The sequence below is a fragment of the Polymorphospora sp. NPDC050346 genome (genome assembly GCF_040655695.1).
In the GTDB taxonomy this organism is placed as follows: domain Bacteria; phylum Actinomycetota; class Actinomycetes; order Mycobacteriales; family Micromonosporaceae; genus Polymorphospora; species Polymorphospora lycopeni.
This window is the reverse complement of the sequence record NZ_JBFAKM010000005.1, coordinates 169,762-192,770: the sequence shown is the minus strand read 5'-3', so window position 1 is coordinate 192,770 and position 23,009 is coordinate 169,762. Positions and strand designations below refer to the sequence as shown.

The window sequence follows — 23,009 nt, the reverse complement described above, 5'->3', positions numbered from 1 at the left end:
CGCCGGTCGACGGCGACCGCCACGCTTGGTCAGAGCCGGAAGACGACAACCTCGCCGACGTCTTCGCGCTGGATGCCGAGCGAGTCGACCGGCAGGTCGATGGTGGTCTGCCACGGCGTACCGGCCACCCGGTCGCGCAGCAGCACCACCGTGCGCACCCCGATGTCACGCAGGTAGGTGACGCTCGCCTGGTCGGGGAAGCTGGCGGTCGCCTCGCGGATCTCGGTGAGCCGGCGCGGGGTGAAGCCGCTGCCGCCGTTGACGACCGGCTGGAACCGGCTGGTCGACCAGAGCATCACGTGCTGGTCGACGCCCTGGTTGCTGGGCAGCACCAGCATCGGCCCGTCGACCTGGCGGAACGCCGCCGGCTGGGCCGGCACGATCGGATGCGGGGTGACATTCAGCCCCTCGACCAGGACCAGTACCAGAGGCAGCAGGGTCGCCAGCCGAAGCCACGGCCCCGGGCGGGCCGGCACCCGCTCGGCCGCGGTTTCCTTCGCCCGGACCACGAGGGCGCTGACCGATCCGGCGGCCAGGATGGCGAGCAACAGCGTGGTCCAGATCGCCAGCCGGCCGGGTGTCCGCAGACCGTCCCAGCCGGGCAACGTCTCGAACAACGCAACGTAGGTGAACGTCCCGCCGAAGAACTGGGTGCCCATCGAGAGGATGGCGCTGACCAGCACCGCGGCGAGCAGGAATAGCCGCTGACGCACCGTCCAGATGGAGAAGACCAGCCCGGCGGCGGCCAGCGCGTAGAGCACGAAGCCGGACAGCAGCGTCATCTCGGCGTTCCACGGCAGCGCCTCGCGGGCACCGGCGTGCAGCTCGCCCCAGATCCGCGACTCGGGCGGCGCGGTGAAGAAGCCGCCGACCGGCGGCGAGAAGAGCTCCAGGTCACCGACCGACCGCCGGGCGGACGGGTGGAGTTCGGCGACCTTGAAGTAGGCGATGGACAGTGCCAGCCCGGTCGCGGCGAATGCCGCACCGCCGAACAGGTCCGCGAGCAGCAGCTTGATGCCGAACGGCCGCTTCGGGCCGGTGGACCGGAACCGCTGGACCAGCCAGATCACGGCTGTCACGACGACGATGAGCGCCAGCACGTACACGAACGGCAGGCCGATGCCGAACCCGAGGCTGATCTGCCAGGCGGCCACGAACCACCCGGCGAGCGCCCAGCCGGCGTGCCGCCGCTCCGGGCGGTAGCCGTGCTTCATCGACCAGCCGTGGCCACGGGCCAGCATCGCGAGCGCGAGCGGGATGCCACCGTTGGACAGCACGTGCAGGTGGCCGGCCTGGGAGAGCAGCCACGGCGCGTACGCGTACGCGGCACCGGCGACCGCGGACCCGGTCTTGCCGGCTCCGAGCTGCCGGGCCAGCACGTACGCGCCGAAGAACGCCAGTGCGTGGACCAGCACGAAGATGATGTTGTAGCGGACGAGAGCGGCGACCGGGCCGTCGCCGATCATGCCGGCCGGCGCGTAGCCGAGCAGGGTGTCGGAGAAGGCGAAGGACCAGCGTTCCGGGAAGAACGAGTTGGAGTGCCAGAGTTGGCTGGGGTCGGTCAACAGGATGTGCCCGGACCAGGCCATCTGCCACGCCTGGAGGGTCGGGTCCCAGATGTCCTGGGGGATCGTGTGCTGCGGGTAGCGCAGCGTCGGCCAGGTCATCAGCACGGCCAGCACGACCGCGCCGACGGCGGCGAGCGTCCACTCGTGGATCAGCCCGCGTCCGATGGCGTGGACGACCCGCCGGATGCGGCCGGGCACGGTGAGCGGTGCCGGTGCGAACGCCGACCAGCGGTCACCGGGCTTGACCAGGCTGACCTTCTTCACGACGGTCATCGTGGCCGCCGGGGCCGCCGCCTTCGGGTCCGTCTTGGCGGCCGCCGGATCCTTGCCGTCGGGCTTGACCTCCGCACCCGCTTCGCCGTTGGCGTCGGGTTTGATCTCCGCACCCGCTTGGCCCTTGGCGTCGGGCTTGGTCTGCGTGCCCACCTTGTCCTTGGCAGCCGCCTTGGCGTCGGCCTTCGCCTTCGCCTTCGCGGCGCGCCTCGCCCGTGCCGCCTCCTTGGCCTCCGCCGCGAGCCGGGCCCGTTCGCTGGGCTTGAACGGGTCGCCGGGCGCGGCCACGGGGACGGGCTTCGCACGGTCCTTGGCCGGGTTGTCCTTGGCCACGTTGTCCTTGGCCGTTGCCTTCGCCGCGTCCCCGTCGCCCTTTGCCGGGTCGTCCTTGGGGGCCGCGGTCCCGCTGTCGGCCTTGGCAGCCGCGTCGTCGGCCTTCGCCGGGGCGTGGGTCGCCGACCCGGACGCGCCGGCCGCCGTGTCGGGCTTCGCCGGCCGGTCCACGGCCGGTTCGGTCGTGGGCTTCGCGGGCTCCGACGCGGCGGCCTCCGGAGCGACGGGCGGCGGCTCGGCGGCCGGTTCGCCGGTTTTCGTCGCCCCGGCCGGGCCGGTGTCCGTGCCCCGGTCGGAGACCTTCGGCTGCTCGGTGCTCATACGGATTCCCCTAGGCGGTGACGCGGTCGCGCAGGAATGCGATGTCCTTGCCCTGTCCGTCGACCCCGCCCGGGGTCTCGACGACGACCGGTGCGCCGGCGGCGCGGACCACCGCGACCAGCAACTCGGGGTCGATCATCCCCTGTGCCAGGTTGTCGTGTCGATCCGCGCCGGAGTCGAAGGCGTCCCGGGAGTTGTTGGCGTGCACCAGGTCGATCCGGCCGGTGATGGCCTTGACCCGGTCGACGACGTCGAGCAGCGCCTCGCCGCCCGCGTGCGCGTGGCAGGTGTCGAGGCAGAACCCGACGTCGTACGACCCGATGACGTCCCACAGCCGGGCGAGCGCGTCGAACCGGCGGGCACACGCGTTGTCGCCCCCGGCGGTGTTCTCGATCAGGATCGGGGTGGCGAAGCCACCGGACTCGGCGGCGAACGCGAAGGTCTTGCGCCAGTTGTCGAAGCCGACCGCGACGTCGTCGCCCTTGCCGACATGACCGCCGTGGACGATCAGTCCTTTGGCGCCGACGGTGGCCGCCGCCGTGGCATGGCTGAGCAGCAGCTTGCGGCTGGGGATCCGGATCCGGTTGTTGGTCGTGGCGACGTTGACGACGTACGGGGCGTGGACGTAGATCTCGACCTGCGCGGTGCGTAACGCGTCGGCGTCGGCGCGGGCCTCCGGTGCTTTCCAGCCCTTGGGGTCGGCGAGGAAGAACTGCACGACCTCGGCCTTGCGGGCGGCCGCTTCGGCGAGCGGGTCGCCTGGGTCGACATGGGCTCCGATACGCATGGAGGCGAGCCTACGTCGCCGGTGCGACGGGTACCTGCCGCCGGGCCGGGCCGGCCGGGGTGGGCCGCCGGCTCGGGAATCGCCCGCGTCGTGCGCGTCACCCGCCGTGCCGGCCCGTCGTTACCTGCAATGACCAACGGGCCGGGGCCGCCGATCCCAACCCCGACCCGAAGATCGACATTGGGAGATGGTGGATGTCGCTGTTGTCCCGACATGGTCGTGCCGCCGTCGCGGTCGGCGCCCTGCTTCTCGGCGCGCCGCTGCTGTTCGGTGGTCCGGCGTACGCCGAACCGGGCCCGACGCCCGGCGCACCGGTGCAGGAGAGCGGCCAGACGGTGGTGTTCAGCGGTGACGGGCTCCTCGGTGTCGCCTGCGGCGCCAAGCCGGACGTCGGTTCGGTGACGGTGCCGGCGGAGAGCACCCTGCGGGTGGTCAACAACACCGGGCGCCGCGCCCGGCTGCTGCTCGACGGCTCGGCACAGGGCGAGGTCGCGGCCGGTGCGACCGCCGACGTGCTTTTCCGGCGCGGTCCGGTCAAGTTGGCCCTCAAGCCCGTCTGCGTGCTGTCGGAGGAGTCGGCCGTACGCGTCGACGTCGCGGCGGCGGTCCCACCGCCGCAGTCCGCGCCCGGCCGGCCGACGGCGCAGCCGACCACGCCGACACCTGGGCGTCCGTCGCCCACCCGGCCGGTGGAGGAGACGCCGCGGTCGACCGTGGCCCCGCGGGCGGCTGCCACGCCGTCGGCGGGCGTCTCGGTCACCCCGTCGACGGCTCCGACGTCCACGCCGGGCTCGGAGGGGCCGGCCAGCGGCGGCCCGGTGCCGGCCGCAGGGCTCGATCTGCCGCCGGCGGATCCCGGTGACGACGCCGCGGCCGAGCCGATGGCGTCGGTCGAACCGATTCGGGACACCGGTCCGATCGGCCTTCTGGCACTTGTCGCGACGGTTTGCGTCGTTGGCGTATCTGCAGGTGCAATTCGGGCTATTATTGCTCAACGAACAAGCCGGACTGCTCCGGCTTAGTGCTACATATCTGGCGCCGGCAGCTCCTGACACGGCGCGACATAAAGGCTCCGCGGGGCGCCTCCTATCCAACCTCGTCGGTGTGGTCGTTCCTCCCCAGGTCCCACCCAAAGAATGCGGATAGCGCGCCCCGCGGCCACGAGAACGACGAGGGCTCCTCCGGTGAACGGAGGAGCCCTCGCCGTACCCGCGACCGAACGGCCCCGCCGTACCGGCGGGTCACCGGGGGTGGCCATGTCCCGACGCGGTGCACCCGGTACTCTCGTGGGGTTGTCCGTCCGCTCGTGGGTTCCCCCACCGTCCGGCCGGCGACGACGCACGACCTCCTGTCACGGAAGGACCGTGACCGCCAGCCCATAGGAGGTGAGTAAGTCTTGCGTCATTACGAAATCATGGTGATCCTCGACTCGAGTCTCGAGGAGCGCACCGTCGCCCCGTCGCTCGACACGTATCTCAACGTGATCCGCACTGCGGGTGGCTCGGTGGAGAAGCTCGACGTCTGGGGCCGCCGGCGCCTCTCGTTCGAGATCAACAAGAAGGCCGAGGGCATCTACGCCGTCATCGACCTGCAGGCCACGCCTGCGGCCGTTGCCGAGCTGGACCGTCAGCTCCGACTCAACGAGTCGGTGCTGCGCACCAAGGTCATTCGGCCGGAGACGCGCTGACGCGTACCCCGGCCCGCCCGGATCAGCCTCATCACTGTCGTACGGCTCTGCGAGCCTGTGCGCGGACGAAGATGAGTGCGCGAGGAGATGGTCATGGCAGGAGACACCACGATCACGGTCATCGGCAACCTGACCGATGACCCCGAGTTGCGTTTCACCCCGTCGGGTGCGGCGGTCGCAAAGTTCCGGGTCGCTTCGACGCCCCGGTTCATGGACAAGGCTTCCGGCGAGTGGAAGGACGGCGAGGCGTTGTTCCTCGCCTGCACGGTGTGGCGCCAGGCGGCGGAGCACGTCGCCGAGTCGCTGCAGCGGGGCGCCCGCGTGATCGTCTCGGGACGGCTGCGTCAGCGGTCCTACGAGACCCGCGAGGGTGAGAAGCGCACCGTCATCGAGCTCGAGGTCGACGAGATCGGCCCGTCGCTGCGCTACGCCACGGCGAAGGTGCAGAAGATGTCCCGCTCCGGCGGGGGCGGCGGCGGCTTCGGTGCCTCCGGCGGTGGTGGCCAGGGTGGCGGCGGAGGCAACTTCGACGACCCGTGGGCCACGGCCGCGCCCGCCTCCTCCGGTTCCGGTTCGGGCGGTGGCGGAAACTTCGACGACGAGCCCCCGTTCTGATGCCGGCCCCCAGCGGCCGGGACCGCAAACCAGGAGCAAGAGCAATGGCGAAGGCTGCGGCACTGCGCAAGCCGAAGAAGAAGGTGAACCCGCTCGACAAGGACGGGATCACCTACATCGACTACAAGGACACCGCGCTGCTGCGCAAGTTCATCTCCGACCGCGGCAAGATCCGCGCTCGGCGGGTCACCGGGGTCACCTCCCAGCAGCAGCGCCAGATCGCCCGTGCGGTGAAGAACGCCCGTGAGATGGCGCTCCTGCCGTACACCACCACGGCGCGCTGAGAGGGGGCACCGAAATGAAGATCATCCTGACTCAGGAGGTGTCCGGTCTCGGCACCCCCGGCGACATCGTCGAGGTCAAGGGCGGCTACGGCCGCAACTACCTGCTCCCGCAGGGCTTCGCGATCCCGTGGAGCAAGGGCGCGGAGAAGCAGGTCACCGTGATCCAGCGGGCCCGTTCGGCCCGTGAGATCCGCGACCTCGGCCACGCCAACGAGGTCAAGGGCCAGCTCGAGGGCCTCAAGGTCAGCCTCACCGCCCGCGCGGGCGACGGCGGCCGCCTCTTCGGCTCGGTCACCGCGGCTGAGATCGTCAACGCGGTCAAGGCCGCCGGCGGCCCGACCCTCGACCGTCGCCGGCTGGAACTGCCCGGCAGCATCAAGTCGGTCGGCGCCTACCCGGTCGGCGTCAAGCTGCACCCGGAGGTCACCGCCAAGTTCAGCCTGAACGTGGTGCGGGCCAAGTAAGGCAACACGAAAATGGGGGTCCACCGGCGCCGGTGGACCCCCATTTCTTTGCTGTCGTGACCGGCGCGGCGGCTCAGTCCAGGGTGCCCGCGCGCCGGATGACCTTGGCCAGGTCGTCCACCTGCCGATCCTCGGTCTCCCCCGCCGCCCGATCGGCCACCGTGGCGAGGTCGGCGTATGTCGCCTCCGACCCACCGCGCAGCGTCTCCGCGAAGTACCCGGCGGCGTAGCAGACCCGCAGTCGCGCGGGCGCCGCCTCGAACCCGCCGGTCAGCGCACCCGCGGTCACCCCCGACGACGTCTCCGACGCCGACCGGTCCTGCGGATTGAGCCACCGTACGTCGACCGTGGCTACCCGGGCACCGGCCGGCACCCGGTCGTTCACCCGTACCGCGTACAGCGCGGTCACGCTGTGCCCCGGACCCACCTCGCCACCGTCGACCCGATCGTCCCGGAAGTCCTCGTCGGCGATCGCCCGGTTGGCGTAGCCGATCAGCCGGTACGCCCGGACCGTCGCCGGGTCGAACGTCACCTGCACCTTGGCGTCGAGCGCGCGTACCGCCAGGGTGGCCGGCAGCCGCCGGACGAAGACCTCTCGTGCCTGCTCCGGCTCGCTGACGTACACCACGAAACCGTCGCCCCGGTCGGCGAGCTGCTCCATCAGGCTGTCCCCGTAGTCGCTGCCCACCCCGACCCCGAGCAGCGCGATCTGCTTGGCGGCCTCCTCGCGTACCCGGGCCAGGATCGGTTCCGCGGTGTCGTTGCCGACGTTGGCCAGCCCGTCGGAAAGCAGGATCACCCGGTTGCTGGCGTCCTCGCGGAAGCCGTCCCGGGCCACCCGGTAGCCCAGCTCCAGCCCGGCCTCCAGGTTGGTGCTGTTCTGGGTCTTCAGCGAGTCGATCGCGTCGTGCAGCGCGTCCGCGTCGCCGGCACGGGTCATCTTCCGGATGGTCCGCGCCTCCCGGCTGAACGCCACGATCGCCACCGAGTCGGTGTCCCGCAACTGGTCGACCAGGGTGTGCAGGGCGTCCTGGACCAGGTCCAGCCGGCCCGGCTCGCGCATCGACCCGGACACGTCGACGACGAAGGTCAGCGCCGCGTCCGGCCGGGTCGCCGGATCCTCGCCCCGGGTCTGCAGACCGACCCGGAGCAGCCGTACGTCGCCGGCCGGCTCGGGCCGATGTCGATCGGGCAGCCGGGCCCCGTCGACGTGGATCGCGAACCCGTCGCCGGCCGGTTCGGGATACTCCTGGTCGAAGGCGTTGACGAACTCCTCGGGACGGATATCCGCCCCGTCGGGCAGCCGGCCGTCGTTGATCAGTCGCCGGGCGTAGCCGTACGACGCGGTGTCGACATCCACCCCGAACGTCGACTGTGGATCCTCGTCGGTCCGGGTCTCGCCGCCGGTGAACGGGATCGGGCTGGGCTCCGTACGCCGATCCGGCTGGGTCGGCGCGTTGCGGTGGGCGGCGGTGTCCGACGCGGACCGCTCGGCGGTGCAGGCGCTGCCGGCGAGCACCGCCGACAGCGCGACGACCAGCACGGCGACTCTCGACGGGCGACGGAAACGGGCCATCGGTGTCCTCCTACGGGCAGGTTCGGCCGACGAGATCCGGCCCGGCCCGGGACGGGCGCCGGCACCGGCGTCTCCCGCCCGGCGCCGCCGGATCTTCTGATGCCATTCAGACCATCCGATGTCGGGGCCGGCTCCGGTCGAGTCCGAGCCGATATCTGACCGTGCCCCGCTGTGACCGGGTCGTACGAAACCCGAGACCTGCCGGTGGTTGCGGCAGTGACGCTCAGCCGAGCGGCTCGCCGGTGATGGCGCTCAGCAGCACCGTGGACAGGCCACCCCCGACGACGGCCGCGGCGAGACCGACGCTGACCGCCCGCCACGTACCGCTCGCCCAGCGCAACAGGACGGCGACCGCCAGACTGGTCGCCAGGGCCGCCCCGAACCGGGGAGCGCCGTCGAGCATCGAATTGACCGCGTTCGCCCGCGGCGACCCGCAGCCACCGCCGGCCGCGTCGGTCACACACCCGGCCGGCGCGGTGGAGTCGAGGGTCAGCATCCAGACGAACAAGAACAGCAGCGGTACGGCGTACCACGCCGCCGTGTAGAGCACCGAGGCGACGGCACCGCCCGGATCGGGGTCGAGCAGACCGTCGTCGCGGGTCGCCGGGCGGGTGGGCGCCGTACGGGTGGCTGTGGCCCGGCCCGGCGCCTCGGCGGTGGTGGCCCGCCGGGTGCGGGGCTGGGGCGGGATGGTGGCGGCCGGGTGCGACCCGTCGGGCGGAATCTCGTCGGACCGCCCCGGGCCCGGGAAGCTGACCGCCGGCGAGCGCGGCGCGGTGGGCGGCGTCTCGACCCAGCGCGGGTCGTCTTCGGCCAGTCTCGTGCCGGCCCAGAACTCGTCGTCGCGGTGGTGCCGGGCGCGGCGGTTCCGGCCGTCGGTGTCGGCCCGGTCCGGCGCCGACCCGTAACGGTCGGACGGCTCCGACCGGCCGGCCCCCGACCCGTACGGCGGCTCGCCGTCGGACCGCGGCGCCCAGCTGCCGGTGTCGGTCATCCGGTCCCACTGGCCGGTGTCGGTGTAGCTGCTCCACTGCCCGGTCTCGGCGGTGCGTTTCCGCCCGTTCGCCGGCTGCCCGTGCCGGTCACGTTCCGGCCCGTGCCGTCGGCCCTCGTCGCCGTACGGCGTCTCGCCCGGCCCGGCCTCCGCCGATCCGCGGGACCGGCCGGCGGACATCGACCAGCCGGACGTGTCGTCGGGGGCGGGGGTGGGCGGGCGGGGGTACCCACCGCCACCCCACCGGTCGCTGCGGCCGGCCGGATCGCCGCCGGCGCCGGTCACCCGGTCGAACTGCCCGGTGTGGTCGTGACGGCTCCACTCACCGGTCTCGGTCGACGTGGACCAGTCGCCCCGTTCGCGGCGTCGTCGGCCGCGGGACACCGGCTCGTCGTGCCGCCAGTTTCCGCCGTAGCCGTCGTCGGCGGTCGTCGACCAGTCGTAGGTGCTGGTCGTCTCACGCCAGTCCCGGGTCTGCGTGACGCGTTGCCAACTGGTCGTGGTCTCGGTCTGTCGCCAGGTCGGGCCGGCGTCGTGCCGGTCGGCCGGACGCTCGTCGGTGTCGTTTCGTTCCTCGGCGCGGTGGTGCCGGCCGCCCTGGTGGGGCACCGGACCGGGCAGCGGTGAGCGGTCGGTTCCGGTCGCGGGCAGCCGGGAGCGGTCGTCGCCGGGGTGGCCGACCGCCTGGTCGTCGGGGCCGGCCCAGGCATGGTCGGGCCGTCCGTCGTGCCGCCGGTCCCGGTAGTCCACGGCCGGAGCCTGACCTCTCTCAGATCGGGGCGCAATCGGCCATCCAGACACAACCGTCGGAGCCCGCGATCGCCCGGCACCGATGTGCCAACCTGGCGGATTTTCGTTATCCACAGCATGTGGATTCTGTAACCACAGGTCAAGGCCAGGTAACTCCACCTACTCGTGAGTTATCCACAGGTTGTGCACAGCCAAGCGCACAGCCTGGAGGCTTTCTGTCCACAGGTTGTCCCAAGGCTTGTCCACCGGCCGGTTTGGCCAACCAACCCGGGATTCGTATGGTGACCGTTCGGCCCTGCCTCGCGGATGTGACTCCACCCCGGTCACACGACGGGACGTGGCCGGCAGAAACTGTCTTACCCAGGCGCTTTGCTGGGGTGGGTCGCCCGATCGGACGGAGGGGTGACATGTCGATCGACGACGACGTGCGCGCGGCAGAGGCGAGACCGTCGGGACCCCCCAAGGGCGGGCCGGGCGGACCAGGCGGGCAGGGCGGGCCGCCACCCGGCCAGTTCGACAAGACGCCCCCACAGGACATCGCCGCCGAGCAGTGCGTCCTCGGCGGGATGCTGCTTTCCAAGGACGCGGTCGCCGACGTCGTCGAGATCCTCAAGACGAACGACTTCTACCGCCCGGTGCACGCCACCATCTTCGACGCCATCCTCGACCTCTACGGCCGGGGCGAGCCGGCCGACCTGGTCACGGTCACCGCCGCCCTGGTCGACTCCGGCGACATCGGCCGGATCGGCGGCGCGCCCTACCTGCACACGCTGATCGCGAGCGTCCCCACCGCCGCCAACTCCTCCTACTACGCCCGCATCGTCGCCGAGCGCGCGGTGCTGCGCCGGCTGGTCGAGGCCGGCACCCGGATCGTGCAACTCGGATACGGCTCCGGTGGTGGCGGCGGGCGCGACGTCGACGACATCGTCGACCTGGCCCAGCAGGCCATCTACGACGTCACCGAAAAGCGGGTCAGCGAAGACTTCGCGGTGCTCGCCGACATGCTCCAGCCCACCCTCGACGAGATCGAGGCGGTCGGCGCCCAGGGCGGCGTGATGACCGGCGTGCCGACCGGGTTCAGCGACCTCGACCGACTGCTCAACGGCCTGCACCCCGGCCAGTTGATCATCGTCGCCGGCCGGCCCGGCCTGGGCAAGTCGACGGCATCCATGGACTTTGCTCGAAACGCGGCCGTCAGACACAACTGCGCCAGCGCCATCTTCTCCCTGGAAATGAGCAAGGTCGAGATCGTCATGCGGCTGCTCTCGGCCGAGGCCCGGGTGCCGCTGCACGTCCTGCGCTCCGGTCAGCTCTCCGACGACGACTGGAGCAAGCTGGCCCGCCGGATGGGCGAGATCAGCGAGGCGCCGCTGTTCGTCGACGACACCCCGAACATGAACCTGATGGAGATCCGGGCCAAGGCCCGGCGGCTCAAGCAGCGGCACGACCTCAAGATGATCGTCGTCGACTATCTCCAGCTGATGAGTTCGCCGAAGCGGACCGAGAGCCGTCAGCAGGAGGTCGCCGAGCTGTCCCGTGGTCTGAAGCTGCTCGCCAAGGAGGTCGAGTGCCCGGTCATCGCGGTCAGCCAGCTGAACCGTGGGCCGGAGCAGCGCACCGACAAGCGCCCACAACTGTCCGACCTGCGTGAATCAGGCTCCATCGAGCAGGACGCCGACGTGGTCATCCTGCTGCACCGCGACGACTACTACGACAAGGAGTCGCCGCGCGCGGGCGAGGCCGACTTCATCGTGGCCAAGCACCGTAACGGTCCCACCGACACGATCACCGTCGCCGCCCAGTTGCACCTGTCGCGTTTCGTCGACATGGCCATCAACTGAGACGTACCGCCGCTCAGCCGAGCAGCGGGAACCAGATCGCCGCCGGCCCCAGGTCGGAGCGGTCCCGGTCGTCGAGGGCGACCCGGCCGGTCGCCTTCAGCAGGTATTCGGCCGGGCTCCACCGGGCGGGCCGCACCGCGTCGTCGCCGAGCAGGCCGTCGAGGGTGGCGACCGCCGGCCCGTACGCGGCCGGGGCGGGCGGAGGCGCCGACGGCAGCTCCACGATCAGATCGAGATGGTGCACGGCAGCCTCGGTGACCAGGGTCGCCACGAAGTCGGGTACGGACAGCACCCGGCCCTGCGAGGCGACGAAGGCGCCGTACGGCGCGGCGCGGGCCGCCCCCACCACGGCGGTCGAGGTCTCCACCCACGCGTCCGCGATGTCGTCGGGGCGTTCGAAGGCGGCGCTCGCCCGCCGGTGCCGCCACACGTCCCAGACCAGATCTTCGTTGGTTCTGGTCGTGGTGTACCGGCGCCAGTAGCTCACCGCGTCGGTGTCGGCCGGGCCGTCGACCGGATTGGCGAACGCGAGCAGGGCCCGTCGGGCGTCGGCCAGCAGATGCACCAGCAGGTCGGCCACCAGCAGGCCGCGGCACCGGGTGGGAAGCAGCAGGTCGACGTCGTCGATCCCGCCGACCACGTCGGTGATGCCGGCGTATGCGGCGTCGAGGGCCGCGGGTGCGTCGCGGGGAGAGGCCGCCGTCATCGCACCAGCCTGGCACGCGGGTCCGCCGGAATGCTTCCCGCGACCCGGTTCCATCGGCCAACCTTCATCCGCCGGACCCCGGCCGGCCACCCGGCGCCGGGGTCGGGCCGTCAGCTTGCCGGCCGGCACCGACCCGGGCCGCACGTCGCGGAGCCGGGCCGGTGCCGGGTGTCCGGCGCGGTGTCAGTCGAACAGTTCGTTGAGGAAGCTCTTCTGGCGCTTCTGCCGGTAGTGCCCGTGGTAGCCGTAGTGGCCGCCACCGTGGGGCGGCGGGTAGCCGTGCCCGGCCGGCGGGGGCGGTGGCACGTGCGCGGCCTGCCGGTAGCCGGGAGGTGGTGGCGGCTGGTATCCACCACCGGGCGGCGGGGGCGGTGCGTACCCGGGCGGCGCGCCGGGCGGGGGCGGCGGAGCGTATCCCGGCGGTGCGCCGGGCGGCGGCGGGGCGTACGCCGGCGGCTGGCCGGGCGGCGTGGGCGGGTGCTGCCGGTTCCAGTTGGCCTCGGCCTCGAAGAGCCGCTCCAACTCACCCCGGTCGAGGAAGATGCCGCGACACTCGCCGCACTGGTCGATGGTGACGCCGCTGCGCTCGTACTGGCGCATGTCGCCCCGGCACTTCGGACAGGTCATCTGCATACGTCGACGTTACCGGTCGGCGTCACCCGGACGGGTTCAGCAGGGCTGTCACTTCCGCGTCGGAAACCTCGTGGAAGTCGGCGTAGAACATCGACACCGCCCCGAACTCGGGGGTGCAGACCGGGCAGACCAGTTCGTCCACGACAGCCTTCACCCGGTCGGTCGCGTCGACCGCGCCGACCGGTACGGCGAGCACGATCCGCCGGGCGCCGAGCCGGCGGGCGACCTCGGCCGCCGCGCGGGCGCTGGCGCCGGTGGCGAGCCCGTCGTCGACGATGACGGCGGTCCGGCCGGTGAGGTCGAGCGGCGGCCGGCCGCCCCGGTAGTGCCGCTCGCGGCGTTCGAGTTCGGCGGATTCCCGGCGGGTCACCTCGTCGATGTCGGCGGGGTCGAGCCCGCTCGCGGTGCGTTCGTCGACGACCCGTACGCCGCCGGGGCCGATGGCACCAAATGCGAACTCGGGCGCCCACGGTACGCCCAGCTTGCGGATCACCAGTACGTCCAGCGGGGCGTGCAGCCGTTCGGCCACCACGGCGGCGACCGGCACTCCGCCGCGTACGAGGCCAAGGACGGTGACATCGGGCTGATCGGCGAGACTTGCCAGGTGGTCGGCGAGTTCCGCACCCGCCACCGCCCGGTCGCGGTAGACCTTTCCCATTCCTCAGGTCTACGCGGCCCGGTCGCGGACGGCCGGGAAACGCCTCAGATTGGTGTGCCGCCGAGGAACCGATCACCGGCGAGCCAGCCGACGGCGGTGGCGGCGAGACCGACCAGCAGGGTGCCGGCGACGTAGCCGACCGCGCGGAGCCGGGAGTGCCGGCCGCTGGCCAGGTCGACCGTCTCGTACGCGAACGCGGAGTATGTGGTCAATGCCCCGCAGAATCCGGTGCCGACCAGTGGGCCGATCCAGCCGGGCAGGGCGCTGCCGGCACCGGCGACGAGCCCGAGCAGCGCCGAGCCGACCACGTTGACCCCGAAGGTGCCCCACGGCAGCCGGCCGGTCACCGCCTGTCCGACGAGGAACCGGCAGACGGCGCCGAGGGCACCGCCGGCCAGGACGAGCAGCAGGGTCACGGCCGCCCCCACCGGGCCGCCGCCCAGATCCCGAGGCGTACGGCGAGCAGCGCCCCGGCCAGGGTGCCGAGCACGTAGCCGGCGGCCGGTCCGAGGTATCCGCCGGCGACCAGGTCACGGGCTTCGACCGCATACGTCGAGAACGTGGTGAACCCGCCGAGCACTCCGGTGCCGAGGAACGGCCGGACGAGCGGGTGGGCGTCGGTCTTGGTGGTGACGACCTGCATCAGCGCGCCGAGCAGGGCGCAGCCGATCAGGTTGGTGACCAGGGTCGCCCACGGGAAGCCGGTGGCGGGGCCGGGCCAGGCTTCGGCCAGGCCGTAGCGGGCGGCCGACCCGAGCGCGCCGCCGGCCGCGACCACCACCAGCGGGCCGGCCCGCATCAGCCCGCCGTCTCCAGGGCCGGGGAGTCGCCGGTGCCGACCGGGGCCGCGGTGCCGGGTTCGGCTTCGGCGTGGCGCAGGGCGGGGGCCCAGGCCAGGAACGCCACCGGGTAGAGCAGGTAGCCGAACCGGGTGGACGGCATCAGCAGGATGGCGGCGAGGAGGCCGTATCCGCAGATCAGCGCGGTGGTCGCGGCGCCGCGCGGCGGGCGGCGGGCGAGGTGGACGGCGATCGCCAGGCCGGCCGCGACCAGCAGCGCCGCCGCGATCCAGCGGCCACCGGGCAGCGCCGACGCGATCAGGTAGCCGGGGAACGGCGACTGGGCGGGGCTGGTCACCAGGGCGTCGCCGAGCGGGAACCGGATGACGTTGTCGACGAAGGCGGCCGGGTCGACCAGGACGGCGGGTAGCAGGGCCAGCGCCGGCAGGCCGACCGCGCCGGCGGCCATCCGGCCCAGCCGGCGCCGGCCGTGGGTCGCCGCGTGCAGCAGCAGTACGAGCGCTACCGGCCAGGCGAAGAGCTTGAGGGCGGCGGCGAGTCCGACCGCGACGCCGGCCGCCCCGGGCCGGGCGGCCGCGCACAGGGCGAGGGCCAGCAGGCAGAGCGCGAGTACGGGGAGGTCGTCGCCGCCGGTGGCCAGCGTCAGCGCGCAGACCGGCAGTACGGTGGCGAGCTGCACCGCCCGGACCAGGGCCGCGTCGCGGTCGGCGGTCCGGTCGGCGGTCAGCCGGGCGCCGGTGCCACGGACAGTGCCGGCGGCCAGCGCCAGGGCGACGACGGTCGCGACCGCGAACCAGATCCGCGCGTCGGTCCACCAGCCGTCACCGGCCAGTGCCCGGGGCAGCCCGAACAGGGCCATCCCCGGCTGGTAGGGCAGGTAGCCGAGGAGCTGCTCGCCGGGTGGCAGTGCGGCGATGGCGTCGGTGCCGAGGTAGGGGGTGCCGTGGTCGAGCAGGCGGGCACCGCCGTGTTCGACGACCACGACCTCTTCCTGCGCCCGGTCGGTCCGGCCGCCGGCCCGCTGGATGGCCTGGAGCACCATCGGCAGCAGGGCGGTCGCGGCGAAGGCCAGGGCCGTGACGGCGGCGCGGGCGGCGGTGCCGGCGATCGACGCTGCGGGCCGGGTCCGCCGGGCGACAAGTTGGCCGACGACGACGAGCGCCGCGGCGGCGTAGCCGACGGCCGCCACCGCACCCCAGGCCCGGTGCGGCAGCAGGGTGGAGGTGGCCGCGGTGACGGCGGCGAAGATCGCGGAGAGCGTGTAGAGGCCGAGGTCGGCGGCGAGTCCGCCGGCGGCCCGGTCGATCGACGACCACCGGCGGCGTACGGCGTGGCCTGGCTCGGTGGGAATCACGCGGGCAAGTGTGGCAGACGGTCGGAGCGGCCCCGCCCACCCGGCCGCCGCCCGGACTTCAGGTGGACGACGGCGCCCTCGTCGTGCAGGGGCGGGGCGAACTGGCCGGCGCTGCGGCGCAGGGTGGCCAGCATCCGGGTGGCCGGCATCGGGCGGGCGAAAAGGTGCCCCTGCCCGGCGGCACAGCCCAGTTCCCACAGCGCGTGGCGTTGCGGCTCGCTCTCGACCCCTTCGGCGACCACCGAGAGTCCGAGGCTGCGGCCGAGGTCGACGGTGGACCGGATGACGGCCAGCGCCTCGGCGGAGGTGTCCATCGCCACCACGAACGCCCGGTCGATCTTCAGCTCGTGTACGGCGATGCGGGACAGCACCGACAGCGAGGACGAGCCGCTGCCGAAGTCGTCGAGGGCGAGGCGTACGCCTTCGGTGCGCAGGCGTTCGAGGACCTGGTCGACGACCTCCAGTTGGCTGACCGTCAGCGTCTCGGTGAGTTCGAGGAAGAGCCGGTCCGGGGGGAGGTCGTGGGCCCGCAGGCGGTTGGCGACCCGGTCGGGGAACTGCGGGTCGAGCAGGCTCCGCGGGGCGACGTTGACCGCCACCGGCAGGTCGAATCCGGCCGCCCGCCAGGTTTCGGCGGCGGTCAGCGCCTCGTCGAGCACGGTGTCGGCGAACGTCGCCAGCAGCCCGGATCGTTCGATGGTCTCCAGGAACCGGATCGGGTCGATGTCGCCGCGGTCGGGGTGGTGCCAGCGGGCCAGCGCCTCGGCGGCGACCACGGCTCCGGTGCCGAGGTCGACGATCGGCTGGAAGTCGACGCAGAACTCGTGTTCGGCGACGGCCCGGGGCAGGTCGCCGCCGAGGGACAGCCGTACGACGTCGGCGGTGTCACTGGCTGGCGCGTAGGTGGCGATCCGCTGCTGCCCTCCGGAGCGTTTGGCCTGGTACATGGCGACGTCGGCGCGGCGTAGCAACTCAGGCATTCCGCCGCTGGGCGGGGCGACCGCGATGCCTCCGCTGGCCTCGACCCGCAGTCGCATGCCGTCGATGTCGAGCGGCTCCTGCAGTGCGGCGAGCAGGCGTTCGGCCCGGTGGGTGGCGACCGCCGGGGCGGACAGGCCCTGGAAGAGCACGGCGAACTCGTCGCCGCCGAGCCGTACGACGAGGTCGTCGCCCTGGGCGGCGCTGCGCAGCCGGTCGGCCACCTGGATCAGGACCTCGTCGCCGGCGCCGTGGCCCAGGGTGTCGTTGACCTCTTTGAAGTGGTTGAGGTCGATCAGCAGCAGTGCGGTGACCCCGTCGGCGTGGCGCTGGCCGAGCAGTTCGGTGCCGTGGTCGAGCAGTTGCCGGCGGTTGCCGAGGCCGGTGAGGGCGTCGTGGGAGGCGGCCGCGGCGTGCTCGTCGGCGACCCGGGTCAGCTCCTGGTACGCCGACGCGTTGCGTACGGCCGTGCACAGTGCGGAGGCGAAGGTGCTCAGGGTGTACTCTTCGCGCTCGTTGAGTTCCACCGGGGCCCGGAACCGGAGCCGGACGATGCCGAGGTCGTGGCTTTCGTCGTGGCCGACCAGCTTCTCCTGGACGACCCACCCCTGCGCGGGGGGCGCGTCGGCGCTCGACCCGTCGTAGACGATCTCTCCGGTGTTTCCGCGTACGGTCCGGCCGCGGTCGGTCAGTTCGACGTCGACCTCGTCGGCGGAGAACAGTTCGCTGGCCTGGTGGACCGCGGTGGCGAGCACGACGTCGAGGTCGACGACGTTGAGCGCGTCGGTGGCCTGGGCGAGCTGTCGCCAGGCGGTGCGTTCGACCTGGCTGCGGACCCGGGCCGAGTAGGCCAGGTGCAGGCTCAGCAGCAGTGGGGGTACGGCGACCAGCAGCCAGTTGTCGATCCTGAGGATGGCCAGGGTGCCGACGATCACCGGGAACCGGGCGACGGCGCTGGCCACCCGCAGGCCGAGGTGCTGGCGGAAGAGTTCGCGGCCGCTCTTGCCGGTGGCGTGCGCGATGACCGGCAGGGTCAGCAGTTCGTCGAGCACGACGGCGGTGCAGTAGGCGACCGCGAGCGGGACGACCATCTCGATCGGCTGCCGGCCGGGGTCCCAGCCGGACAGGTGCAGGGCGAGCCCGGCCGCGCCGGCCAGGCTCATGTTCTTGGCGATGCCGAAGACGGCCTTGATCAGGGGGAGCCGGTTGGGGGCCAGCATCATCGAGGCGCCGATGCCGACGCCGACGCAGAGCACCACCCATTCGGCGGGGGCGAGGGCGAGGCCGACCAGGATGGCGGTTTCGGACCAGGCGATGTGGTGGTTGGTGCTGCGGATCCGGACCGTCACCTTGATGGTGAAGCCGACCGCGGCGAGAAGGGTCAGGGTGAGCAGGATCGGGAGGCTCACCCGCGGTTCGACGGTTGCCAGGCGGTAGATCGACACCGCGGTCGCGACGACCGCGAGAATGACGACGGGACCGACTAGCAGCAGCAGCCGCCGATCGGTCCCAGCATCACGTCGATTCGTACGAGTCACACCTGCTCCTGACCAGCTACCCAGTGCGTCCCGCAAGACTACGTCCAGTCACCCTCGGGCGACAGGGTGACATCAGCCCCACTCGTGCGAACGCATGTCCGTCTCCTTTGGTTCCCCGATGCCTGTCGAACGTTTAGTCGGTTTGGCTTTTGTGCCATTCCCGTTCGCTTTGCTGGGCAGGAGCCTAAGACGTGGATCGCGTTTTATCGACCATTAAATGTCGCTATGCTCACCATTAGTCAAGCCTAGCCGTTTCTGTTACTCGGTGTTTGCATAAGGAAACTGAGTGCGTTTGTTCGGTGCCTCTCGGGGGCTTATCGGAGTCCTGCGGAGTTTGCCGCGGACGCAGCTTCCCATGACGTCGCCCGTGGCGTACGGAGGGCCCATCAGCCGTCCGGCCAGCAACCATCCGCCGTTGGGTGGGCCGGGTAATCTGCCGTCGGATGTGACGGGCGCAATACCGAACGGTGAACTTTCAGGGCGGGTACCCCGTTTTGGCGAAGTCTGGCGTTCACCAAGATCAGCAAAGCTGCGGCGCTCCGCAAGTGTCGACAATTGTCGATCAACCTCGTCCAATGAATTGGGTACGAGAGGCCGCGATCGCGTCCGCCGTGGCATCAACGCACCCGACGATAAGAGCGCTCGATAGGCTCGTGCCGTGGCCGACTCCGCAAACCTCACCCACGTCGACCCGGCCGGTGCCGCCCGGATGGTCGACGTCTCCGCCAAGGAGCAGACCGTCCGGCGCGCCGTCGCCGCCGGGCGCCTCCAGACCACCGCACAGGTCGTCGAACTGTTGCGCCGCGACGGGCTGCCCAAGGGCGACGCCCTGGCGGTCGCCCGGATCGGCGGCATCATGGGCGCCAAGCGCACCCCCGACCTGATCCCGCTCTGTCATCCGATCGCACTGCACGGCGTCACCGTCGACCTGCGGCTGGACGAGACGACCGTCGAGATCGTGGCGACCGCGAAGACCGCCGACCGGACCGGGGTGGAAATGGAGGCGCTGACCGCCGTCGCCACCGCCGGCCTGACCCTGATCGACATGGTCAAGGCCGTCGACCCGGCGGCGTCGGTGGAGGCGATCCGGGTCATCAGCAAAGAAGGTGGCCGCAACGGCACCTGGACCCGGCCGGCGGACCGGCCGTGATCCGGGCCCGCGTCGTCGTCGCGAGCAACCGGGCGGCGGCCGGCGTCTACACCGACACCAGCGGCCCGCTGCTCGTCGAGGGCCTGCGTGAACTCGGCTGTGCGGTGGACGCGCCGGTCGTGGTGCCCGACGGCGAACCGGTGGCCGACGAGTTGCGCCGGGCGGTCGCCGACGGCGTCGACGTCGTGCTGACCAGCGGCGGGACGGGAATCACCCCGACCGACCAGACCCCCGACGTCACCCGCCGCCTGCTCGACTACGAGATCCCGGGAATCGCCGAGGCGATCCGGGCCCACAGCCGGGCGAAGGTGCCGACCGCCGTCCTCTCCCGTGGCCTGGCCGGCGTCGTCGGCCGTACCCTCGTGGTCAACCTGCCCGGCTCGACCGGCGGCGCGCGCGACGGCCTCGCCGTACTCGGACCGGTCCTCGCCCACACCGTCGACCAGTTGCGCGGCGGCGACCACCCGGCCGCCTGACCTCGGCCGGCTGCGGAGCGGCCCGGCGATAGGCTCACCGGGTGAGCGCACAGACCGTACCCGGCCCACCCGCGGCGCCGGTCAGTTGGCCGGTGGCGAGGTCGCTGGTCCACGCGGCCGGCCGCGTCGCCGCGCCGGAACCGGTGGACGTGCCGCTGGCCGGCGCCGACGGACTCACCCTCGCCGAGCCGCTGACGACACTGACCGACCTGCCCGCCTTCCCGACCTCCAGCATCGACGGGTGGGCGGTACGCGGCGACGGGCCGTGGCGGGTCGTCGGCCGGGTGCTCGCCGGCAGCACACCTCCACCGTTGACCGACGGCGGCACCACCGTCGAGATCGCCACCGGGGCGATGGTCCCCATCGGTGCCGACGCGCTGCTGCGCGTCGAGGAGTCGGCCCGCGACGCCGACGGCCGGGTCACCGGTACGCCGCGCGTCCAGCCGGAGTGGCGGCTGCCGGGCGAGGAAGCCACGGCCGGCGAACGGTTGCTGCCGGCCGGCACCCCGGTGACCCCGGCGGTCGCCGGCCTCGCCGCCTCGTGCGGTCACGACACGCTGCGGGTACGGCCCGCGCCGCGCGCCGCGCTGCTCGTCTTCGGTGACGAACTGCTCACCGCCGGCCCGCCCGGTGCCGGCCGGGTACGTGACGCACTCGGCCCCTCCGTGCCCGCCTGGCTGCGGCGGTACGGCTGCGTCGTCGACCCGGCCCGGGTCGTCGCCCCGGTCGCCGACACGCTGCCCGACCACGTGGCCGCGATCCGGCAGGCGCTCGCCGACGTCGACCTGGTCTGCACCACCGGCGGCACGATGCACGGGCCGGTCGACCACCTCCACCCCGCGCTGGCCGAACTCGGCGCCGAGTACGTCGTCAACACCGTCGCCGTACGGCCGGGGTTTCCGATGCTGGTGGCCCGGGTCGCCGGGCCGGACGGGCGCAGCCGGTTCGTCGCCGGCCTGCCCGGCAACCCGCAGTCGGCCGTCGTCGCCCTGGTCTCCCTGGTCGCCCCGCTGCTCGCCGGCCTCACCGGGCGGCCGGAACCCGAGCTGCCAACGGTCGTCCTCGGTGACGAGGTGCCCGGACGGGGGAACTACACGCACCTGGCGCTGGTCCGGGTGGACCCGCGTCGCGGCACCGCGCACCCGGTCCGCCACGTCGGGTCCGCCATGCTGCGCGGGCTGGCCCGGGCCGACGGCTTCGCCGTCATCGAACCGGGCACGCGCGGTCGGCCGGGCGACCGGGTGCCGTTCGTGCCGCTGCCGTTGCCGGCCGGGGAACACCCGTGACCACCACGCCGACCCTGCTCGTCGAGGTCACCACCGCCGTGCTCGACGTGTCGGCCCACGAGCGGGCGGTGTCCGACCGGGCGGCCGGTGCGGTGGTGTCCTTCCAGGGTGTCGTACGCGACCACGACCACGGGCGGGCCGTCACGCTGCTGGAGTACGAGGGGCACCCGACCGCCGAGGCGGTGCTGGCCGAGGTGGCGCGGGAGATCGCCGCCGACCCGGACGTCTACGCGGTGGCCGTGTCGCACCGGATCGGACCGCTGGCCATCGGTGACGTGGCCCTCGTCGCCGCGGTCAGCACGGCGCACCGGGCGGCCGCCTTCGCCGCCTGTGCCCGGCTGGTCGACGAGGTCAAGGCCCGACTGCCGGTGTGGAAACGGCAGGTCTTCGCCGACGGCACCGACGAGTGGGTCAACTGCGCCTGAGCCCCGGCGGTCAGTTCGGCCTGGTGCCCAGGGGCCGGCGCTGCAGCCGCAGCATCGAGTCGGTGTAGAACGCGGGTTCCGCGCCGGGCCGCCACGGCAGGGCCGCGACCAGCAGGATCAACGCCAGCGCGAGCGAGTTCTCCATCAGCGCGCCGAAGAGGCCGCTCTGGTAGTGCGACTCCTGCGGCAACCGGTGCTCGTACGCCCAGATCGGGGCGATCAGCATCAGCAGGTAGAGGGCGACCGCGGCGCCGCCATGGCGCAGGCCGGTCAGCGTCGGGAACCAGATCGGCGTACGCAGGCCGGGCGCGTTGCCCGCGAACAGCGGGTTGGGCAGCGGGCTGCCGGTGCGTCCCGGCCCCCGGCTCGCGGCCCGGCGGCGCAGCGCGGCGTCGGCGAGGACGATGATCGCCGGGATGACGAAGACCAGGTGGTGCGTCCACGAGATCGGGCTGATCACGTTGGCGGTGAGGCCGACCAGCGCGAAGGCGGCCAGCTCGTCGCCGTCGGCGTGCGCCGAGGACGCCCGGGAAAGTCCGATGGCGAGCACGACCAGGGAGAACGCCAGCCACAGCAGGGTCGGCGTCTCGACCGAGTCGTAGAGCCGGGCGAGCAGGCCGGCGAGCGACTGGTTCGGCGTCATGTCGGACTTGCCGATCCGGTCGGTCTGCCAGAGCACGCTGGTGAAGTAGGTGGCCGACTCCCGGCCGGCGAGGACGAAGCCGGCCGTCGTGACCCCGACGGCGGTGCCGATCGCGGTCATCGCCGCCCGCCACTGGCGGGTGACGAGCAGGTAGACGATGAACAGGGCCGGAGTGAGCTTGATGGCGCTGGCCAGCCCGATTCCGGCACCGGCCCACGCGCCGCTGTGCCACAGCCGGCGCAGGAATCCACCGGCCACCGGTGGCCGCAGCCCGGCCTGGGCGCGGCGCCGCAACGCGACGAGATCCGCCATGATCAGCCCGAACAGCAGCAGGTTGACCTGCCCGTAGCCGAACGTCTCCCGTACGGGCTCGATGGCGACCGCCAGCGGCACCGCGAGGGCGACGGCGAACCAGCGCGACCAGCCGTGCCGGTCGGCGATCGGCACGATCAGCGCGACGAGTACGAGCGTGAGGGCGGCGAGGCTGGCGATCAGGTTGATCCAGCCGGCGGCCGCCACGGACAGGCCCGCCATCGGCAGCATGGCGAGTCCGGCGAACGGCGGGTACGTGAACCCGAGTGTGGTTTCGGGTGCCGTGAAGTCGTACAGCTCGTTTCCGCCTGCCCACCACACCACAGCGCCGTGGTAGATCTTCATGTCGAAGAAGATGTACGGCCGTCCGAAGGCTTCGACGGCGAGCCAGGCGGCATAGACGACGCCGGCGATGATGCCGATGCGAATTACTGTCCGACGATCGAGTCCACGTGCGAGGCGGTTAGCTGGTGCAGGGCGGCTGGTCCGTCTCTCGACGGTCGCCGGCATGGCGTGGCCACCCCCGTACCGTTGTCGTGCTTCGCGTTCAGGTCCAC

22 protein-coding genes are annotated in these 23,009 nt (G+C 72.4%); 10 read left to right on the top strand and 12 right to left on the bottom strand.

Going from position 1 to position 23,009, the window contains the following annotated elements; genetic code table 11:
* Positions 1 to 29: 29 nt before the first annotated feature.
* Both AB0I42_RS07635 and AB0I42_RS07630 read right to left on the bottom strand, forming a co-directional pair.
* Complete coding sequence (locus AB0I42_RS07635; protein WP_357535124.1) at positions 30 to 2,495, bottom strand: hypothetical protein; 2,466 nt, start codon at positions 2,493 to 2,495, stop codon at positions 30 to 32.
* Positions 2,496 to 2,505: 10 nt separating this feature from the next.
* The gene (locus AB0I42_RS07630) at positions 2,506 to 3,282 is read right to left on the bottom strand and encodes a deoxyribonuclease IV (protein WP_357535122.1); all 777 of its coding nucleotides are present in this window, start codon (positions 3,280 to 3,282) and stop codon (positions 2,506 to 2,508) included.
* 194 nt (positions 3,283 to 3,476) lie between these two features.
* On the opposite strand from AB0I42_RS07630, the gene AB0I42_RS07625 reads away from it, so the two are divergent.
* The 5 genes from AB0I42_RS07625 to rplI all read left to right on the top strand — a co-directional run bounded on the left by AB0I42_RS07625 (position 3,477) and on the right by rplI (position 6,332).
* Entirely contained in the window at positions 3,477 to 4,304 is an 828-nt protein-coding gene (locus AB0I42_RS07625) for a hypothetical protein (RefSeq protein WP_357535120.1), read from the top strand.
* A 374-nt stretch (positions 4,305 to 4,678) separates the two neighbouring features.
* Positions 4,679 to 4,969, top strand: a complete 291-nt coding sequence (rpsF, locus tag AB0I42_RS07620) for a 30S ribosomal protein S6 (RefSeq protein ID WP_212825000.1) — start codon at positions 4,679 to 4,681, stop codon at positions 4,967 to 4,969.
* A gap of 75 nt (positions 4,970 to 5,044) precedes the next feature.
* Positions 5,045 to 5,584: a single-stranded DNA-binding protein gene (locus AB0I42_RS07615; RefSeq protein WP_357535118.1), complete on the top strand. Its 540-nt coding sequence runs from the start codon at positions 5,045 to 5,047 to the stop codon at positions 5,582 to 5,584.
* A gap of 44 nt (positions 5,585 to 5,628) precedes the next feature.
* The gene (rpsR, locus tag AB0I42_RS07610; protein WP_091551811.1) at positions 5,629 to 5,868 is read left to right on the top strand and encodes a 30S ribosomal protein S18; all 240 of its coding nucleotides are present in this window, start codon (positions 5,629 to 5,631) and stop codon (positions 5,866 to 5,868) included.
* Positions 5,869 to 5,882: 14 nt separating this feature from the next.
* Positions 5,883 to 6,332 (top strand): 50S ribosomal protein L9, encoded by a 450-nt coding sequence (gene rplI / locus AB0I42_RS07605; RefSeq protein WP_357535116.1) that lies wholly within the window; start codon positions 5,883 to 5,885, stop codon positions 6,330 to 6,332.
* Positions 6,333 to 6,405: 73 nt separating this feature from the next.
* On the opposite strand, the gene AB0I42_RS07600 is transcribed toward rplI, so the two are convergent.
* Together AB0I42_RS07600 and AB0I42_RS07595 are read right to left on the bottom strand one after the other, a co-directional pair.
* Complete coding sequence (locus tag AB0I42_RS07600; protein WP_357535114.1) at positions 6,406 to 7,908, bottom strand: von Willebrand factor type A domain-containing protein; 1,503 nt, start codon at positions 7,906 to 7,908, stop codon at positions 6,406 to 6,408.
* A gap of 223 nt (positions 7,909 to 8,131) precedes the next feature.
* A complete protein-coding gene (locus AB0I42_RS07595) occupies positions 8,132 to 9,652 on the bottom strand; it encodes a hypothetical protein (protein WP_357535112.1) in 1,521 nt (506 codons plus the stop codon).
* Between the two features lie 407 nt (positions 9,653 to 10,059).
* Here AB0I42_RS07595 and dnaB point away from each other — a divergent pair, with 407 nt between their 5' ends.
* The gene (gene dnaB, locus AB0I42_RS07590) at positions 10,060 to 11,493 is read left to right on the top strand and encodes a replicative DNA helicase (protein ID WP_357535110.1); all 1,434 of its coding nucleotides are present in this window, start codon (positions 10,060 to 10,062) and stop codon (positions 11,491 to 11,493) included.
* 13 nt (positions 11,494 to 11,506) lie between these two features.
* Here the strand turns inward: dnaB and AB0I42_RS07585 are convergent, their stop codons facing one another.
* From AB0I42_RS07585 to AB0I42_RS07555, 7 genes are all read right to left on the bottom strand, one after another.
* On the bottom strand, positions 11,507 to 12,199 hold the full coding sequence (locus AB0I42_RS07585; protein ID WP_357535108.1) for a maleylpyruvate isomerase N-terminal domain-containing protein: 693 nt from the start codon (positions 12,197 to 12,199) through the stop codon (positions 11,507 to 11,509).
* Positions 12,200 to 12,382: 183 nt separating this feature from the next.
* Entirely contained in the window at positions 12,383 to 12,832 is a 450-nt protein-coding gene (locus AB0I42_RS07580; protein WP_357535106.1) for a zf-TFIIB domain-containing protein, read from the bottom strand.
* A 22-nt stretch (positions 12,833 to 12,854) separates the two neighbouring features.
* Complete coding sequence (locus AB0I42_RS07575) at positions 12,855 to 13,490, bottom strand: phosphoribosyltransferase family protein (RefSeq protein ID WP_357535104.1); 636 nt, start codon at positions 13,488 to 13,490, stop codon at positions 12,855 to 12,857.
* Positions 13,491 to 13,534: 44 nt separating this feature from the next.
* Positions 13,535 to 13,906 (bottom strand): CrcB family protein, encoded by a 372-nt coding sequence (locus tag AB0I42_RS07570; RefSeq protein ID WP_357535102.1) that lies wholly within the window; start codon positions 13,904 to 13,906, stop codon positions 13,535 to 13,537.
* Positions 13,903 to 14,289, bottom strand: coding sequence for a fluoride efflux transporter CrcB (gene crcB, locus AB0I42_RS07565; RefSeq protein ID WP_357535100.1), 387 nt, complete (start codon positions 14,287 to 14,289; stop codon positions 13,903 to 13,905). Before crcB ends, AB0I42_RS07570 begins: the two co-directional genes overlap by 4 nt.
* Positions 14,289 to 15,641: a glycosyltransferase 87 family protein gene (locus AB0I42_RS07560; protein WP_357535257.1), complete on the bottom strand. Its 1,353-nt coding sequence runs from the start codon at positions 15,639 to 15,641 to the stop codon at positions 14,289 to 14,291. Before AB0I42_RS07560 ends, crcB begins: the two co-directional genes overlap by 1 nt.
* Positions 15,641 to 18,160, bottom strand: coding sequence for a bifunctional diguanylate cyclase/phosphodiesterase (locus AB0I42_RS07555; protein WP_357535098.1), 2,520 nt, complete (start codon positions 18,158 to 18,160; stop codon positions 15,641 to 15,643). Before AB0I42_RS07555 ends, AB0I42_RS07560 begins: the two co-directional genes overlap by 1 nt.
* A 658-nt stretch (positions 18,161 to 18,818) precedes the next feature.
* Between AB0I42_RS07555 and moaC the strand changes: the two genes are divergently transcribed.
* From moaC to AB0I42_RS07535, 4 genes are read left to right on the top strand one after another with little or no spacing between them, the layout of a single operon-like run.
* A complete protein-coding gene (moaC, locus tag AB0I42_RS07550) occupies positions 18,819 to 19,310 on the top strand; it encodes a cyclic pyranopterin monophosphate synthase MoaC (RefSeq protein ID WP_357535096.1) in 492 nt (163 codons plus the stop codon).
* Positions 19,307 to 19,786: a MogA/MoaB family molybdenum cofactor biosynthesis protein gene (locus tag AB0I42_RS07545; RefSeq protein ID WP_357535095.1), complete on the top strand. Its 480-nt coding sequence runs from the start codon at positions 19,307 to 19,309 to the stop codon at positions 19,784 to 19,786. The genes moaC and AB0I42_RS07545 overlap by 4 nt, the downstream gene beginning before the upstream one ends.
* Positions 19,787 to 19,827: 41 nt before the next feature.
* Entirely contained in the window at positions 19,828 to 21,072 is a 1,245-nt protein-coding gene (locus AB0I42_RS07540) for a molybdopterin molybdotransferase MoeA (RefSeq protein WP_357535094.1), read from the top strand.
* The gene (locus tag AB0I42_RS07535) at positions 21,069 to 21,497 is read left to right on the top strand and encodes a molybdenum cofactor biosynthesis protein MoaE (protein ID WP_357535093.1); all 429 of its coding nucleotides are present in this window, start codon (positions 21,069 to 21,071) and stop codon (positions 21,495 to 21,497) included. Before AB0I42_RS07540 ends, AB0I42_RS07535 begins: the two co-directional genes overlap by 4 nt.
* Before the next feature lie 10 nt (positions 21,498 to 21,507).
* Here AB0I42_RS07535 and AB0I42_RS07530 read toward each other — a convergent pair whose 3' ends face one another.
* Positions 21,508 to 22,962 (bottom strand): glycosyltransferase 87 family protein, encoded by a 1,455-nt coding sequence (locus AB0I42_RS07530; RefSeq protein ID WP_357535091.1) that lies wholly within the window; start codon positions 22,960 to 22,962, stop codon positions 21,508 to 21,510.
* Positions 22,963 to 23,009 lie beyond the last annotated feature (47 nt).